Below are 14,801 nucleotides of genomic sequence, written 5' to 3'. Positions count from 1 at the left end.
CTTATACGTCAAAGTCCAACACCACGCCGTCGCCGCGCGGCCACGACTGGCAACTCAAGACATAGCCTGCGGCCAGCTGATCCGGCTCCAGGCTGTAGTTGACGCCCATCTCTACCTGGCCGGCCTTCAGCCGGCATTTGCAGGTGGCGCACACGCCGCCCTTGCAGGCATAGGGCAGGTCGGCGCCCTGGCGCAGCGCCGCATCCAGAATGCTGTCGTCCTGCGGGCCGACGTCGATGTTCAGCCGGCGGCCGTCGAGCAGGATTTCCACCCGGGTGGCGTTGCGGCTGCCGCTGTTGAGCGGGCGGGCGGCGATGCCGCTGGTATTGAAGCGTTCGCTGTGGATGCGTTCGGCGGGCACGCCGGCCTGTTCCAGCACGGTTTGCGCGTCGTCCATCATCGCTTCCGGCCCGCAGATGAAGGCGTGATCATAGTCGCGGTAGTCCAGCAGCGCGCCGCTGATCGCCGTCAGCCGTTCGCGGTCGATGCGGCCGCTGAGCAGCGGGCTGTCGAGGCTTTCCTGGCTGAACAGGTACAGCGGCTGAAAGCGCTGCGGGTAGCGGTTTTTCAGGTCCGACAGCGCCTCTTTGAACATCACCGAGCGGCTGCTGCGGTTGCCGTAGATCAGCGTGAAGCTGCTGTGCGGCTCGAGCTGCAGCGTGGCCTTGATGATCGACAACATCGGCGTGATGCCGGAGCCGGCGGCGATCGCCAGATAGTTGCCATGGCTTTCCGCCGTGGGCTGATAGCCGAAGCGCCCCTGCGGCACCATCACCTCCAGCGCATCGCCGACCTTGAGCATCTGGTTGACGAACGAGGAAAAACGGCCCTGATGAATGGCTTTCACGCCGATCTGCAGCAGCCCTTCCTGCGGCGAACTGCAGATGGAATAGCAGCGGCGCAGCTCTTCGCCGTCAACCTGCGCCTTCAGCGTCAGGTGCTGGCCGGGGGTGTAGCGGTAGTGGCTTTTCAGCTCGTCGGGCACCCGCAGGGTGATGGCTACGGCGTCCGGCGTTTCGCGCTCGATGGCGGCGACGTTCAGGCGATGGAAGACCGTCATGGTGTCAGCGCTCCTATATGCATTTGAAGTAGTCGAACGGTTCCCGGCACTCGCGGCAGCGGTACAGCGCTTTGCAGGCGGTGGAGCCGAATTCGCTGATCTTCTCGCTGCGGGTGCTGCCGCAGCGCGGGCAGGCGACCGGGCCGTGCGCGTGCGGCCGATCGCAGGTGTGGCCCTGCGGCGGCGCTACGCCGTATTGCCGCAGCCGTTCGCGGGCGTCGGCGTTCATCCAGTCGGTGGTCCAGGCCGGGCTGAGGCGGATATCCACCTGCACCGGGCTGAAGCCGGCTTCGGCCAGCCGTTGCTCGATGGCGCTGAGCAAAAATTCGGTGGCGGGGCAGCCGGAGTAGGTGGGGGTGAAGATCACCCGCCAGCCGTCGCCGTCGCGCTCTACGTCGCGTACCATGCCCAGATCGGTAATCGACAGCACCGGCAGCTCCGGATCGCTGATCTGTTGCAGGCAGTGCCAGATTTGCGGGATTTCTGCGGGCTGCAGCCGGGTAATGTTCATGGCGTTTCCTTTACCAGTCGCTGTTCGGATAGGCGCGCTGCAGAAACTGCATCTCCGCCAGCAGCGGGCCGAGATGTTCGCTGTGTCGCCCCTGCTTGCCGCCGCGGCGGAATGCCTGTTCCTCCGGCAGCGATAGGGTGGCCAGGCGCAGGGTGTCGTCCACCACCGCCCGCCACGGCGCCTGCAGCAGGCGGGGATCGGCGGCGATGCCCTGTTCCGCCAGCTCCAGCTCGAGCTCGTCGGCGTGGAACAGTTCGGCGGTGAAGCGCCACAGGTTATCCAGCGCCTGTTGCATTTTCTGGTGGCTGAGAGCGCTGCCGTCGCCCAGGCGAATCATCCAGCCGCGGCTGAAGCGCAGGTGATAATCCGCTTCCTTGAGCGATTTGGCGGCAATAGCGGCGATCTGCGGATCGCGGCTGCGGCTCAGCGCCTGGTGCAGCTGAACGTGATAAACGTCGAGCAGAAACTGGCGCACCAGCGTGTCGTTGAAACCGCCGTTCGGCTGTTCCGCCAGCAGCAGGTTATGAAACTGGCGTTCGTCGCGGCCGAAGGCGAAGCGGTCTTCGCTGTATTCCTCTCCCGCCAGTTCGGCGGCGTAGCCGAGGAAGTTGCGCGCCTGGCCGAGCAGATCGAGGCCGATATTGGCCAGCGCCAGGTCGATTTCCAGCTCCGGCGCGTGGCCGCACCAGGCGCACAGGCGCTGAGCGAGGATCAGAGGGGTATCGCCCTGGCGCAGGACGTAGTTGATGCGCGGATCGTTAAGGGTCATGGCCGCCTCTACATGTTCTTGATGCCGTCGGGGATGGTGTAAAACGTCGGATGACGGTAGATCTTGTCGTCGGACGGATCGAAGAACGCCTCGCGATCTTCCGGCTGCGAGGCGATCAGATGGCTGGACTGCACCACCCAGATCGAGCAGCCTTCGTTGCGGCGGGTGTAGGCGTCGCGGGCGTTTTCCAGCGCCATCTGGTCATCGGCGGCGTGCAGGCTGCCGACGTGGCGGTGCGCCAACCCTTGTTTGCTGCGGATAAACACTTCGTACAGCGGCCATTCTGCGTGAGTCATCATCTGTTCCTTATCTAAGCGGCGGTTGAGGCGTGTTTAGACGCGTGAGCCAGCGCGCCGTCGCGCACCCAGGCGCCGTCTTCCCAGGCGCGGCGTTTGGCCTGCAGGCGCTCGTGATTGCATTGCCCGCGACCCTTAATCACCTCATGCAGTTCACGCCAGTCAATTTCGCCGAAGCGGTAGTGGCCGCTGGCTTCGTCCCAGGCCAGGCTGGCGTCCGGTGCGCTCATGCCCAACGCTTCCAGCTGCGGTACGGTGTTGTCGACGAATTTCTGCCGCAGCTCGTCGTTGCTGTGGCGTTTGATTTTCCAGGCCATGCTCTGGGCGCTGTGCGGCGAATCGGTATCGCTTGGGCCGAACATCATCAGCACCGGCCACCAGAAACGGTTGATGGCGTCCTGCAGCATCGCTTGCTGTTCGTTACTGCCGTTGGCCATCGCCATTACCGCCTCATAGCCCTGGCGCTGATGGAAACTTTCTTCCTTGCAGATCTTCACCATCGCTCGCGCATAGGGGCCGTAGGAGGCACGACATAGCGCTACCTGGTTAACGATGGCCGCGCCGTCGACCAGCCAGCCGATCACCCCGACATCCGCCCAGTTGAGCGTCGGGTAATTGAAGATCGAGGAATATTTCATCTTGCCGTCGAGCATCTTTTGGTAGATCTCCTGCCGCGAACAGCCGAGGGTTTCGGCCGCGCTGTACAGGTACAGCCCATGCCCGGCTTCGTCTTGCACTTTGGCCAGCAGCACCGCCTTGCGGCGCAGGCTCGGTGCGCGCGTCAGCCAGTTGGCCTCCGGCAGCATGCCGACCACTTCGGAATGCGCATGCTGGCCGATTTGGCGGATCAGATTTTGACGATAGGCGTCCGGCATCCAGTCTTTGGCTTCGATGGCGATATCCGCCGCAATTTTGTCGTCGAAATGCTGCTGGTGTTGTGTATCAGTTGTCATAACTGCCTCTTGATGATTCATGTTTTTCACATAACAAATAAAAATGTGAATCACGTTATCTGGCTTTAAGGCTACAAACTGATAACAAAAAGATCAAACGTGATTAATGTGGTTTTGCGATGCCACTCACAGGTGTAAATTTTATAGTATTGTTTTTGTTTGATATTTAATTTTTACTTGATGATAAAATAACCGCAAAAAGGGCGTTAAATTGCACATTGTTTGTTTTTTGTTAATTTTTATTCCCGCGTACACTGGAAAATATGTGATACGCAATTAAGCTATGTGTTGTGAATTTATGAGTTCTGGAGAGGCACATGCAGCAGTTAACCAGTTATCTTTCCGGCGGCTGGGCGTTCGGCCAAGGGCAAACCCGCGAAATCCGCCACGCCGTTACCGGCGAAGCGCTATATCAGGTCTGTTCGGATGGGCTGCCGCTCGCCGCCAGCCTGGATTACGCACGCCGCCTGGGCGGCCAGGCGCTGGCCCGGATGACCTTTCAGCAGCGCGCACAGATGATGAAAGCGGTGGCGAAACACCTGCTGGCGCATAAAGAGGCGCTGTACCAGCTTTCCTACCAGACCGGCGCTACGCGCAGCGATGGCTGGGTGGATATCGAAGGCGGCATCGCCACGCTGTTCGCCTATGCCGGCCTGGCAGGCCGTGAACTGCCGGACGATACGCTATGGCCGGAAGATGAACTGATCCCGCTGTCGAAACAGTCGCAGTTCGCTGCTCGCCACGTGCTGACGTCCCGGCCGGGGGTGGCGCTGCACATCAACGCCTTCAACTTCCCCTGTTGGGGCATGCTGGAAAAGCTGGCGCCAACCTGGTTGGCGGGAATGCCGGCGATCGTCAAACCGGCCACCGCCACCGCGCAGCTGACCCAGGCGATGGTCAGGCTGATCGTCGACAGCGGGCTGGTGCCGGAAGGGGCGCTGCAGCTGGTGTGCGGCGGTGTTGGCGATATGTTCGACCATCTGGACTATCAGGATGCGGTGACGTTCACCGGCTCGGCGCAGACCGGCCAGCGGCTGCGCGCGCATCCGCGCCTGCTGGAAAAATCGATCGCCTTTACCATGGAGGCAGACTCGCTCAACTGCTGCGTGCTGGCTGAGGACGTGACGCCGGACATGCCGGAGTTCGCTCTGTTCATCAAAGAGGTGTGCCGCGAGATGACCGCCAAGGCCGGGCAGAAATGCACAGCCATTCGGCGCATCATCGTGCCGGCGACGCAGACGGCGGCGGTGCGCCAGGCGCTGTTGCAGCGCCTGGCCGGCGTAACGATGGGCGACCCGCAGCTGGAACAGGTGCGCATGGGGGCGCTGGTGAGCCATGAGCAGCGCGACGACGTGCAGCAGAAGGTCGATTTCTTGCTGCGCAACGGCTGTGAACCGCTGTGTGGCGCCAGTCTGGACGCGCTGAGCGTTATCGGCGAAGAGGCGCAGCAGGGGGCGTTTTACCCGCCGACCTTGCTGTACTGCGCCGATCCCTTTAGCCATCAGGCGGTGCATGGCACCGAAGCCTTTGGCCCGGTGGCGACGCTGATGCCTTATGCGGATACCGAACAGGCGATCGCGTTGGCGCTGTTGGGGCAGGGCAGCCTGGCGGGGTCTTTGGTGACTGCCGATCCAGCGCTGGCCACGCGCTTCATTCGCGCGGCGGCCTGCGCGCATGGCCGCCTGCTGATCCTCGACCAGCAGGCGGCGGCGGAGTCCACCGGCCACGGCTCGCCGCTGCCGATGCTGGTGCACGGCGGCCCAGGGCGCGCCGGCGGCGGCGAAGAGCTGGGCGGACTGCGTGCGGTAAAACACTATATGCAGCGTACGGCAATTCAGGGCAGCCCGGCGATGCTGGCGGCTATTGGCGGTGAGTGGGTGCGCGGCGCGCCGGTAACCGAGCATCCGGTGCATCCGTTCCGCAAATACTTTGAACAGTTGGCGCTGGGCGACAGCCTGTTGACCGCGCGCCGCACCGTGACCGAGGCGGATATCGTCAATTTCGCCTGCCTGAGCGGCGACCATTTTTACGCTCACATGGACAAGCTCGGCGCCGCCGAGTCGCTGTTCGGCGAGCGGGTGGCGCACGGCTATTTTGTGGTGTCCGCCGCCGCCGGGCTGTTTGTCGATCCCGGCGTCGGGCCGGTGATCGCCAACTACGGCATGGAGAACCTGCGGTTTATCGAGCCGGTGAAAATCGGCGACACCATCCAGGTGCGGCTGACCTGCAAGAAGAAAATCCGCAAGCCGCAAAAAACGGCTGAAGATCGCCCGCACGGCGTGGTGGTATGGGATGTGCAGGTGCTGAACCAACAGCAGCAGGCGGTGGCGTTGTACAGCATCCTGACGCTGGTAGCGCGGCAGCAGGGCGATTTCTAAGCGCCGCACGGCCGCCGCCGCAATGCTGGCGGCGGCCGTGTTCTCAGATCAACGGCTGGCGCCGCAACTGTTCCAGCACTTTCAACGGAGAGCGCTGCGGATCCTGCATCCTGTTCACCGGCAGCAAAAAGGTTTGTTCCAGCATAAACTGGCCGCCCATGGCGGCGTGCGGCGTTTGGTCCGAGAAACAAATCCAGCTGCTGCCCGGTGGAAATGCCAGCGCCAGCTGCGGGCCTTGCCGCTGGTAATCGGCGTCGGCCTTCATGGCGTCGTGCAGCTGCAGCATCAGATGATCGTAATGGCTGCGGCGGGTTTTGGTGATGCGCACCCGGTGCTGTAGCCAGCTGCCGAAGGCGGAGTAACGCGCCAGACGCGGCATAAAGCGCTGAGCCAGCAGCGGGAAAGGTTCGCCGACGCGCCATTGGCGATTTTCGCCGTGCGGATTGATATTGGTGAAAATGCGCAGAATACGTTCGCCATAATTGGGGCGCGAAGGAAAGGCGTCTACGTGCAAGCGGCTGTCGTCTTTGCGCCAGGAACTGTTCGCCCGCCAGGCGGAAACCGGATGCAGCCGCAGGCTGCCGGTAGGGTGGTGCAACGCCTCAGGGTATTCAGGCAACAGCCCGGCGATCAGCTGGCGGCAGGACCGGTAATAGCGCTGCAGCAGTTGTTGCACCTGCTGCTGTTGCGCCGCCACGGCGACGCCGGTCAGTTTCCCGGCCAGCGGCTGGTAGCTGATATTTTTTCTTTTGGGGTCGACCAGCGCCGGATCGAGCAACGGCATTTCCTGCGGCGACAGCGGAAAGGCCAGCTCCGGCAGAAACAGGATCTTGCCCTGCTCCAGCGCGGCCACGGCGGCGTGCGGCTCGAATGCGGCATCCCATTGCCGCAGCGGCAAGGTCATTACCGCCTGTTCATGCAGAATATTGCCAGTAGGCATGAGATCTCCTCGCGGAATATATCGCTTTTTATTATCGGCTTATCAGACTGGCGTTTCCCATCGGGCCGCGTAATGCGGCCCTGATAATTTTTACCGGGGGATTGACCGAAAAAAATATTATCATCGCCAATGCCAACGAAAAGTAAACGGCGGCTAAACGATGCTGCGCGCAGGCACGAATAATCAAAAACAGCACGAATGGATACTTTGTTATTTATTGGTGTTGAATAATTTAAATGGCAATAAAATCAGTTGGTTGTATTTATGCGATTTTTCAGCAATAACCTGGAGGCGGGGCGATGATTTCAGCGTGGGATTATATCGGTTTTCGGTGAGCTTATTTCCGGGCCGCCTTTAAAGCGGCCCGGGTTATTATCAACTGCTGTGGATGCGGTTTTTGCCTTGTTTCTTTGCCTCATATAACGCGCTGTCGGCCAGATCGATAAAGCTGATTGGCGTATCGTTATACATATGCGGCACTTTGGCGCAGATGCCGATGCTGATGGTGACAATGCCGTGCGGATTGCCCTGATGCGGAATTTGCAGTTCGCGCACCGCGTTGATGACGCGCTCGGCAAAAATCAGCGCACCCTGCGCATCGGTATCCGGCAGGATAATGCCCATCTCCTCGCCGCCGTAGCGCGCAAGCACGTCATTGCTGCGGCGGGCCAGGCCTTTCAACGTTTGCCCGATCTGCTGCAGGCAATGGTCGCCGGCGACGTGGCCATAGATATCGTTGTACTGCTTGAAACAGTCGATATCCAGCATCAGCAACGCCACGCTGCGGTAGTTGCGCGAGGCGCGCGTCAGCTCATTTTTCAAGGCGATATCGAACTGGCGGCGATTCGCCAGGCCGGTTAGGCCATCCAGCAGCGCAAGCTCTTCCAACATCTGATTGATGGTAGTCAACTGATCGCGGGTGTGCATCAGCTCGGCTTCGGTTTGCACGCTGTGCCTGATTTGCCGCAGCAGCACCCATCCCATCGCCAGCAGAATGCCCAACAGGGATAGCCCGCCGATGGTGAACAGGCCGGCCTCGTTGCGCCAGTCTGCCAGCGCGTCCTGTTTCGATAGACCGGCCGCGATCACCAGCGGGTAGCGGTTTACCCGGGAGTAGCCGTAAATCCGCTCGACCTTGTCATACAGCGAGCTGATGGTCGCGTTGCCGACCTCTGAATGCGGCAGGATTTCACGGAACAGCACGCCCTGGGAAATATTCTTGCCGATCGAACTTATCGCGTAGGGCCGGCGATAAAGTATGGTGCCGTCCGCCAGCAGCAGGTTTAGCGAGGCATCGGTGTTAAGTGCGAAGCCGTCGTAGAATTTACGGAAGTAATCGACGTACAGCGTCGCCAGCACTACCCCGGCGAAGCTGCCGTCCGGATTGTTGAAGCGGCGTGAAACCGGAATGATCAGGTCGCCGGTAGAACGGCTGTGGATCACTTTGCCGATGTACAGGCTGCTAACATCGTGGCTCTGATGATATTTGAAATACTCGCGATCGGCATTGTTGGCGTTGGCGACGAACTTGCCCGAGGAGGTGGCTAACCAGCGGCCTTGCGAGTCGTAGATAAACAGCCCGTGCAACTGCGGCAGATTCTCCACCTGGCTCTGCATTACCCGCTGCAGCCGCTGCAGCTGCAGCTGGCCGATACCGTCGGTTTGCAGGCGTTCGGTCAGATCCAACAGATTGCCGTCGACCTGCATGAAAGTGTCGTCAGCGTGCTGGGCCAGGGAGCGCGCAAGGTTGGCCGATTCGTGCTCGGCACTGCTCAGATCGCGCTGATGCGCGTTCCAGATTTGCCAGCCGCTGAACAGAACCAGCGTTAAGGCAACGATGATGACAAACACGCCGGCCTGGAATAATAGCGGAGAGCTTTTAGCGTGGGGCGGCCGTTCGGCATCCGGTGTTGGTTGCTGCTGAGTCATGTCACCCTTGTTATGCAATCAATAATCAAGTCGAGTTAAGAGCAATCTTACATCTTATTCGTTAATGCTGCCGACCTCCACCCCTCAAAAGAGGAGAGATGTTCGGCGGATGTTATAATGCGTGCCGAAATACGCCTGAATTGCGGGAATGGATGAAATGTCGGATTACATTATGATCGGCTTGTTGACGTTGGCGGTGTATTACCCCTTTACGCTGGGAGCGCTGGCGCTGATGATGTTTTTTGCCTGGCGGCGGCGCGCTTCGCCGTATTGGCGTCTGGCGCTGGGGCTGCTGGCATTGCTGTTTGTGCTGTTCGCCAGGGCCGCCTATGACTGGCACCGCTACAACTAGCACGCCGTCGCTTCGCCGGTGAGCGAAACGGCGGCGCGTTACCGCATTACTCCACGTTGATCATCCAGTTTACGCCGAACTTGTCGGTCAACATGCCGAAACCCTTCGCCCAGAAGGTGGGTTGGTATGGCATGGTGACCTGGCCGCCTTGCGACAGTTTTTCGAACAGCGCCCGGCCTTGATCGCTGTCGCTGGGGTTGAGCGACAGTGCAAATCCTTTATGGGGCGAGCCGGCTGCGCCGTCCTCAGGGCAACCGTCGGAAGCCATCAACACGCCGCCGCCAATTAACAGGCGCGCATGCATGATCGATTCGGGATTGGCCTCCGGCGATCCTTGCTGCCTGGCCTCTTCGGGCATGTCCTTATAGCGCATCACCATTTCAATTTTGGCGTCCAGTTGCTGCACGTAGAAGTTGATCGCCTGCTCACAGTTACCGCTGAAAAACAGATAGGGCTGTACTTGCATGACAATGACCTCGGTTATGGCCCGTCAGGCGCGCTGCTTGCTTGCTTGCGGGCGGGGGGATAGTTACCGACGGCAATAATTGCCGCCGGTGACATAGTAGTGTAGCGCCAAAAAAGCAGAGTGCGGGTTGGGCCTGAGGCCAGCTTGCGCCGGCCACACGGCGCTTTTCCGCTGTTGCAATACCGGATAACGCTAGGATTTTTACCGAGAAAGTCGTGCTTTTATGGCGTTATTTCAATCGACTGAAGGTGCTGAAAAATTAATACACAATTAAGCCATTCGTAAAAGTGACAACCGATGTGTAACCTTAGATCGGCCCTGAAGAAGGGCGCTGAGCGGATTGAGCAAATGACGGAAAGACCCTTTTCGCACCGCTAAATTCAGACAGACGGAAATGGGTAAACTGCTGATTTTTGTCTATAGTAATAGTGTGAAGATGCGCGTTTATCGCAGATCACCCTGCTTTGAGCCGCCGGAAACGGCGAGCCCAGGGAAACATTAGTATGAAAGTATTGCTCAGGCTGGGCCAAACGCGGAACGTGCCGTGAAATTTTCAACCGATGTTAATTTAAGGATTTGAAATGTCAGTAAAAGATGACGTTGCAAGCAATGTGGAGCAACTGCGTGACGGTGCTAAATCCGCCGCCTGCGAAGTGCGGGCCGGTTTGAAAGAGGCTGCCGATCATTCATGCGCTTACATTAAGGATAACCCTTGGGCAGGGGTTGGCGCCGGTGCCGTCGTGGGCCTGGTGATAGGATTTCTTTTAGGCAAAAGGCAATAGGGAGAGTAAAAATGGGCATCATTTCCTGGATCATCTTTGGTTTAATCGCCGGTATTCTGGCTAAGTGGATTATGCCGGGCAAAGACGGCGGCGGCTTTATTTTGACCGTTGTTTTGGGCGTTATCGGTGCGGTTGTCGGCGGCTACATCAGTACTTTCTTCGGTATGGGGCGCGTTGACGGCTTCAACCTGGGCAGCTTCGTTGTGGCTGTGATCGGTGCCCTGGTGGTGCTTTTTGTCTACAGAAAGATCAGAGGCTGAGCAGTCGTTGATCAATGGGGTCGCTGCGGCGGCCCTTTTTCGTGAAATTAATCTGGCCGTGCGCAAATCGTCGCCCGGCCTGAAAGGGGATTACCATGGGTCTGTTTGATAGCGTATTGGGCAACATTCTGGGCGGCGGCGGTAACGGCAAAGGTATCGATTACGTCGCCATCATGCAGTGGGTTGAGCAACAAGGCGGCCTGCAGGCGATTTTGGATAAATTCCGCCAGGGGCAATTCGGCGACGTGGTTGGCTCTTGGCTCGGCAATGGCGAGAACCAGCAGATTAGCGGCGATCACGTGCAGCAGGCGCTGGGCAGCGACGCCATCAATCAATTGGCCGAAAAGCTGGGGATCGATCCGGCTCAGGCTTCCAGCACCATCGCGCAATTCCTGCCAACGGTGGCTGACGCCGCATCGCCAAACGGCGAAGTGCAGCAGGACAGCAATGAGCTGGGCGACATGGTCGGCAAGTTATTCAAGTAATGTCTGTGCCCCCGACAACGCGTCGGGGGCATTCCTCACCGTTATTCCTTCGATACTCTCCAGCGCCTTGCGCAGATAATCCACCCATGCCCGCACTTTGCCGGGAATAAAACGCGCTGCGGGATAGACGGCGTGCAGGGTCATTGGTGGGTAGCGATAATTCGCCAACACCTGGACCAGCGTACCGGCGGCCAGCTGTGGCCCGATCAGCGGTCGCTGTGCGCCGCCGATGCCCAGCCCCGCTTCGATTGCCGCCAGCAGCGAGAAGGTGTTGTTGGCGCGGAACACCGGCCGCAGATCCACAGTTTCATTCCCTTGTGGGCCGAGCAGCGTCAATGCATCGCCATCGCTCAGGCCGCTGTAGCGCACGCAGCCATGCGCCGCCAGTTCCGCCAGCGTCTGCGGTGCGCCGTGGCGCGCCAGATAGGCGGGCGACGCCACCAGAACACGCTGCATGTCCCCCAGCCGGCGGGCTACCGTGCCGGGCCCGTTCAATTCGCCAAAGCGAATCGCCACGTCGACGCCTTCGCCAACCACGTCGGCGCGGCGATCGTCCAGCAACAGTTCGATATTCAGTTCGGGATGCCGTTGCTGAAAAGCGATGGCCAGCGGTGTCAGATGGCGCTGGCCGAAGCCGGTGGGCGCGTGAATACGCAGGCTGCCTTGCAGCCGCTGGTTCAGCCCATTCAGCGTTTCTTCCGCTTCTGCCACCGCCGCCAAAATGGGTTTTACCTGGCGATAATAGCGACCACCGGCCTCGGTGAGGGTCACTGCCCGGGTGCTTCGATACAGCAACTGTGCGCCCAGCCGTTGTTCCAGCCCGGCAATTTGCTGGCTGACGGCCGGCTGGGTCAGGCCAAGCTCGCGGGCGGCGGCCGACAGGCTGCCTGATTCGGCGACCCGCAAAAAGGTGTTCATCGCGTTCAGCTTGTCCATGGGAGGCACCAGATATAGATATTTCTTATAAGTGTTAGTTAAAAATACCCTCTACCGCAAGCTTTGCTAATTAATGACACTGCAAGCTCCAACACTGAGCGGGAGAAATAACAATGGCAAATCATAATCAGGCGCTGGTGGCCGGCGCCAATGGCGTCATCGGCCGCGATCTGATAGCCGAGCTGGAGCGGCAGGGCTGGGCGGTAACGGGGCTGTCGCGACGCGGGGGGCAGGCGCGGCCGCGGGTACGCTATCTGGCCGTTGACCTGCTGGACGAGCAGGCGACGCGCGCTGCGCTACGGCCGTTGACGGGAATTAGCCATGTGTTCTACACCGCCTATCAGGATGCGCCGGACTGGGCGGGGCTGGTGGCGCCTAATATGCGGATGCTGCAAAATCTGGTCGAGGCGATCGAACCGGTAGCGCCGGCGTTGCAGCACATCAGCCTGATGCAGGGCTACAAGGTCTATGGCGCACACCTTGGGCCGTTCAAGACGCCGGCGCGCGAAAGCGATGCCGGGCATATGCCGCCAGAGTTTAATGTCGACCAGCAAAACTATCTGGAGCATCGTCGGCGAGGAAAGAACTGGCGCTGGAGCGCCATTCGCCCCAGCGTGGTGGGGGGCTTTTCGCTCGGCAACCCGATGAACCTGGCGCTGAGCATTGCGGTTTATGCCTCTATCAGCAAAGCGCTGGGGCTGCCGCTGCGTTTTCCCGGCAAGGCCGGGGCTTACCACAGCCTGCTGGAGATGACCGATGCCGGGCTGCTGGCGCGCGCGACGCTGTGGGCGGCGACCGATCCCGCCGCCGCCGATCAGGCGTTCAACATCAATAATGGCGATCTTTTTCGCTGGAGCGAGATGTGGCCGAAAATCGCCGCTTACTTCGCGATGGAAACCGCGCCGCCGTTGCCGATGTCGTTGGAGCTGATGATGGCGGATAAGGCCGGGTTGTGGCGAGAGCTGGCGCAGCAGTACCAACTGAGTGAAACGGATTATGGCGCGGTAGCGGGTTGGCGCTTCGCTGACTTCGTCTTTTCATGGGATTACGACATGTTCGCCGACGGCAGCAAGGCCCGGCGTTTCGGTTTTCACCAGTACGCCGAGACCGAAGCCATGTTCTTTGCGCTGTTTGACGAGTTTCGCCGCCGCCGGATTATTCCCTGAGCGGCGGCGGGGGATCAGAGCGTCAATACGATCTTGCCGATGTGCACGCTGGACTCCATCAGCGCGTGCGCCTGTGCCGCCTGTTCCAACGCGAAGGTTTTGAAGATCTGCGGCTTCAGCACGCCGCGCTCCAGCAACGGCCAGACCTTTTCCCGCAGTTCGGCGGCGATCTGCGCTTTATCCTCGACGCTGCGCGAACGCAGGGTGGAGCCGGTGTGGGTCAGGCGTTTTAGCAGCAGCGGCATGAGGTTCAGCTCTTTTACCACGCCATTTTGGGTGCCGATTTGCACGATGCGGCCTTCCATCGCCGCCGCCTGGTAGTTCTTGGCCAGGTAGTCGCCGGCGATTAAATCGACAATGACGTCTGCGCCTCTGCCGCCGGTTGCGCTATGGGTGCGTTCGACGAAGTCTTCGCTGCGATAGTTTATCGCGACGTCGGCCCCCAGCGCCAGGCTGGCCTGGCGTTTCTCTTCCGAGCCGACGGTGGTGATCACGTGGGCGCAAAAGGCCTTCGCGAGCAGCGTAGCGACAGTGCCGATGCCCGAGGTGCCGCCGTGGATCAAGACGGTTTCACCGGCCTTGAGATGGCCGCGCTGGAACAGGTTGACCCACACGGTAAAGAAGGTTTCCGGGATGGCGGCGGCTTCCGCCATGCTGAACCCGGCGGGCACCGGCAACGCATTGCTCTCGTGCACCTTGCAGTATTCCGCGTAGCCGCCGCCGGCAATCAGTGCGCACACCCGATCGCCAATCGCATACTTTGTTGCTCCCTCGCCAAGGGCGACGACCTCGCCGGCGATCTCCAGGCCGGGAATATCCGAGGCGCCGGGCGGCGGCGCGTATTGCCCGCGGCGCTGCAAAACGTCAGGGCGGTTGACGCCGGCGGCGGCGACCTTGACCAGAATTTCACCTTGTTGCGGGGCTGGCAGGGGGTGGTCGGTGAGCACCAATACCTCGGGTTCGCCGGGGTGGTCGATCTCAATCGCTTTCATGCTTTCGGGCAGGGATGGGGTTGCTGACATTGCCGTTTCTCCTCGCAGAGTATGCAGGCGCGCTTACCTTCTAGATACGCGCCAGCCGTAAAAAAACCAACCGTTATCTTAGTGAAAGGCGATCTGGAGAATGTAGCAGATAGGGCGATTTTTCTCGGAGGAAAGAAGACGCCGCCGCAGAGGGCGGCTGAGCATCAGTCGTTTGGCGGAATGCGAAAACCTTTCAACGAGACGATAAAGTGCTCTTTCCCTTTAGAGATTTTGGCACCTTTATCACACCACAGGCTGGCGAGCTGGAAAAAGTCGTCGCTGTCGATGTCATAAGCCAATTCGATTTTCTTTGCCGTTCCTGAACGGATCAGCGTTTCTGCTTCCTGGTGATTTGCAGCTTTAATAGTGGTCATAAGCGAAATCCTTGGTGTTGAGCCAGTGCGGATAATCGCGGATATCATATGGCCGTATTGTTACAATTTTGTGATAAACGCATGACAGTCAGCAAATGTGCGGCCTGAGACCGGCCGCACGC

17 protein-coding genes are annotated in these 14,801 nt (G+C 59.9%); 6 read left to right on the top strand and 11 right to left on the bottom strand.

Annotated features, from left to right (window positions below; all coding sequences use genetic code 11):
• Window position 1 precedes the first annotated feature (1 nt).
• Genes paaE through paaA form a run of 5 tightly spaced genes read right to left on the bottom strand, consistent with a single transcriptional unit; the run spans window position 2 to window position 3,589 of the window.
• Window positions 2–1,060, bottom strand: a complete 1,059-nt coding sequence (gene paaE / locus KHA73_RS15165) for a 1,2-phenylacetyl-CoA epoxidase subunit PaaE (RefSeq protein WP_234585190.1) — start codon at window positions 1,058–1,060, stop codon at window positions 2–4.
• A 13-nt stretch (window positions 1,061–1,073) separates the two neighbouring features.
• The gene (paaD, locus tag KHA73_RS15160; RefSeq protein WP_234585189.1) at window positions 1,074–1,571 is read right to left on the bottom strand and encodes a 1,2-phenylacetyl-CoA epoxidase subunit PaaD; all 498 of its coding nucleotides are present in this window, start codon (window positions 1,569–1,571) and stop codon (window positions 1,074–1,076) included.
• Window positions 1,572–1,581: 10 nt separating this feature from the next.
• Window positions 1,582–2,340, bottom strand: coding sequence for a 1,2-phenylacetyl-CoA epoxidase subunit PaaC (gene paaC, locus KHA73_RS15155; RefSeq protein ID WP_234585188.1), 759 nt, complete (start codon window positions 2,338–2,340; stop codon window positions 1,582–1,584).
• A gap of 8 nt (window positions 2,341–2,348) precedes the next feature.
• Window positions 2,349–2,636, bottom strand: a complete 288-nt coding sequence (gene paaB, locus KHA73_RS15150; protein WP_234585187.1) for a 1,2-phenylacetyl-CoA epoxidase subunit PaaB — start codon at window positions 2,634–2,636, stop codon at window positions 2,349–2,351.
• A 14-nt stretch (window positions 2,637–2,650) separates the two neighbouring features.
• The gene (gene paaA / locus KHA73_RS15145; protein ID WP_234585186.1) at window positions 2,651–3,589 is read right to left on the bottom strand and encodes a 1,2-phenylacetyl-CoA epoxidase subunit PaaA; all 939 of its coding nucleotides are present in this window, start codon (window positions 3,587–3,589) and stop codon (window positions 2,651–2,653) included.
• 317 nt (window positions 3,590–3,906) lie between these two features.
• On the opposite strand from paaA, the gene paaZ reads away from it, so the two are divergent.
• Window positions 3,907–5,967, top strand: a complete 2,061-nt coding sequence (gene paaZ / locus KHA73_RS15140; RefSeq protein WP_234585185.1) for a phenylacetic acid degradation bifunctional protein PaaZ — start codon at window positions 3,907–3,909, stop codon at window positions 5,965–5,967.
• Between the two features lie 43 nt (window positions 5,968–6,010).
• Here paaZ and KHA73_RS15135 read toward each other — a convergent pair whose 3' ends face one another.
• The gene (locus KHA73_RS15135; protein ID WP_234585184.1) at window positions 6,011–6,907 is read right to left on the bottom strand and encodes a Kdo hydroxylase family protein; all 897 of its coding nucleotides are present in this window, start codon (window positions 6,905–6,907) and stop codon (window positions 6,011–6,013) included.
• 375 nt (window positions 6,908–7,282) lie between these two features.
• On the bottom strand, window positions 7,283–8,836 hold the full coding sequence (locus tag KHA73_RS15130; RefSeq protein ID WP_234585183.1) for a sensor domain-containing diguanylate cyclase: 1,554 nt from the start codon (window positions 8,834–8,836) through the stop codon (window positions 7,283–7,285).
• A 157-nt stretch (window positions 8,837–8,993) separates the two neighbouring features.
• Between KHA73_RS15130 and KHA73_RS15125 the strand changes: the two genes are divergently transcribed.
• Window positions 8,994–9,188 (top strand): hypothetical protein, encoded by a 195-nt coding sequence (locus KHA73_RS15125; RefSeq protein WP_234585182.1) that lies wholly within the window; start codon window positions 8,994–8,996, stop codon window positions 9,186–9,188.
• Window positions 9,189–9,234: 46 nt separating this feature from the next.
• On the opposite strand, the gene KHA73_RS15120 is transcribed toward KHA73_RS15125, so the two are convergent.
• A complete protein-coding gene (locus KHA73_RS15120) occupies window positions 9,235–9,654 on the bottom strand; it encodes a VOC family protein (RefSeq protein WP_234585181.1) in 420 nt (139 codons plus the stop codon).
• A gap of 581 nt (window positions 9,655–10,235) precedes the next feature.
• Between KHA73_RS15120 and KHA73_RS15115 the strand changes: the two genes are divergently transcribed.
• The 3 genes from KHA73_RS15115 (at window position 10,236) to KHA73_RS15105 (ending at window position 11,181) form a co-directional block, all read left to right on the top strand.
• Window positions 10,236–10,436: a glycine zipper domain-containing protein gene (locus KHA73_RS15115; protein ID WP_234585180.1), complete on the top strand. Its 201-nt coding sequence runs from the start codon at window positions 10,236–10,238 to the stop codon at window positions 10,434–10,436.
• 11 nt (window positions 10,437–10,447) lie between these two features.
• Window positions 10,448–10,696: a GlsB/YeaQ/YmgE family stress response membrane protein gene (locus tag KHA73_RS15110; RefSeq protein ID WP_234585179.1), complete on the top strand. Its 249-nt coding sequence runs from the start codon at window positions 10,448–10,450 to the stop codon at window positions 10,694–10,696.
• Window positions 10,697–10,791: 95 nt separating this feature from the next.
• Entirely contained in the window at window positions 10,792–11,181 is a 390-nt protein-coding gene (locus KHA73_RS15105) for a YidB family protein (RefSeq protein WP_234585178.1), read from the top strand.
• On the opposite strand, the gene KHA73_RS15100 is transcribed toward KHA73_RS15105, so the two are convergent.
• Window positions 11,170–12,117 carry a LysR family transcriptional regulator gene (locus tag KHA73_RS15100; protein ID WP_234585177.1) on the bottom strand — a complete coding sequence of 316 codons (948 nt, stop codon included), beginning with the start codon at window positions 12,115–12,117 and terminating at the stop codon, window positions 11,170–11,172. The two genes, KHA73_RS15105 and KHA73_RS15100, sit on opposite strands and share 12 nt — an antisense overlap.
• A 113-nt stretch (window positions 12,118–12,230) precedes the next feature.
• Here KHA73_RS15100 and KHA73_RS15095 point away from each other — a divergent pair, with 113 nt between their 5' ends.
• The gene (locus KHA73_RS15095; RefSeq protein ID WP_234585176.1) at window positions 12,231–13,283 is read left to right on the top strand and encodes an SDR family oxidoreductase; all 1,053 of its coding nucleotides are present in this window, start codon (window positions 12,231–12,233) and stop codon (window positions 13,281–13,283) included.
• Between the two features lie 14 nt (window positions 13,284–13,297).
• Here the strand turns inward: KHA73_RS15095 and KHA73_RS15090 are convergent, their stop codons facing one another.
• Together KHA73_RS15090 and KHA73_RS15085 are read right to left on the bottom strand one after the other, a co-directional pair.
• Complete coding sequence (locus KHA73_RS15090) at window positions 13,298–14,305, bottom strand: NAD(P)H-quinone oxidoreductase (RefSeq protein WP_234585175.1); 1,008 nt, start codon at window positions 14,303–14,305, stop codon at window positions 13,298–13,300.
• Window positions 14,306–14,469: 164 nt separating this feature from the next.
• Complete coding sequence (locus KHA73_RS15085) at window positions 14,470–14,679, bottom strand: hypothetical protein (protein WP_234585174.1); 210 nt, start codon at window positions 14,677–14,679, stop codon at window positions 14,470–14,472.
• Window positions 14,680–14,801: the final 122 nt, after the last annotated feature.

The sequence above is a fragment of the Serratia entomophila genome, from assembly GCF_021462285.1.
Taxonomy (GTDB): domain Bacteria; phylum Pseudomonadota; class Gammaproteobacteria; order Enterobacterales; family Enterobacteriaceae; genus Serratia; species Serratia entomophila.
This window is presented reverse-complemented; position numbering and strand designations above follow the sequence as displayed.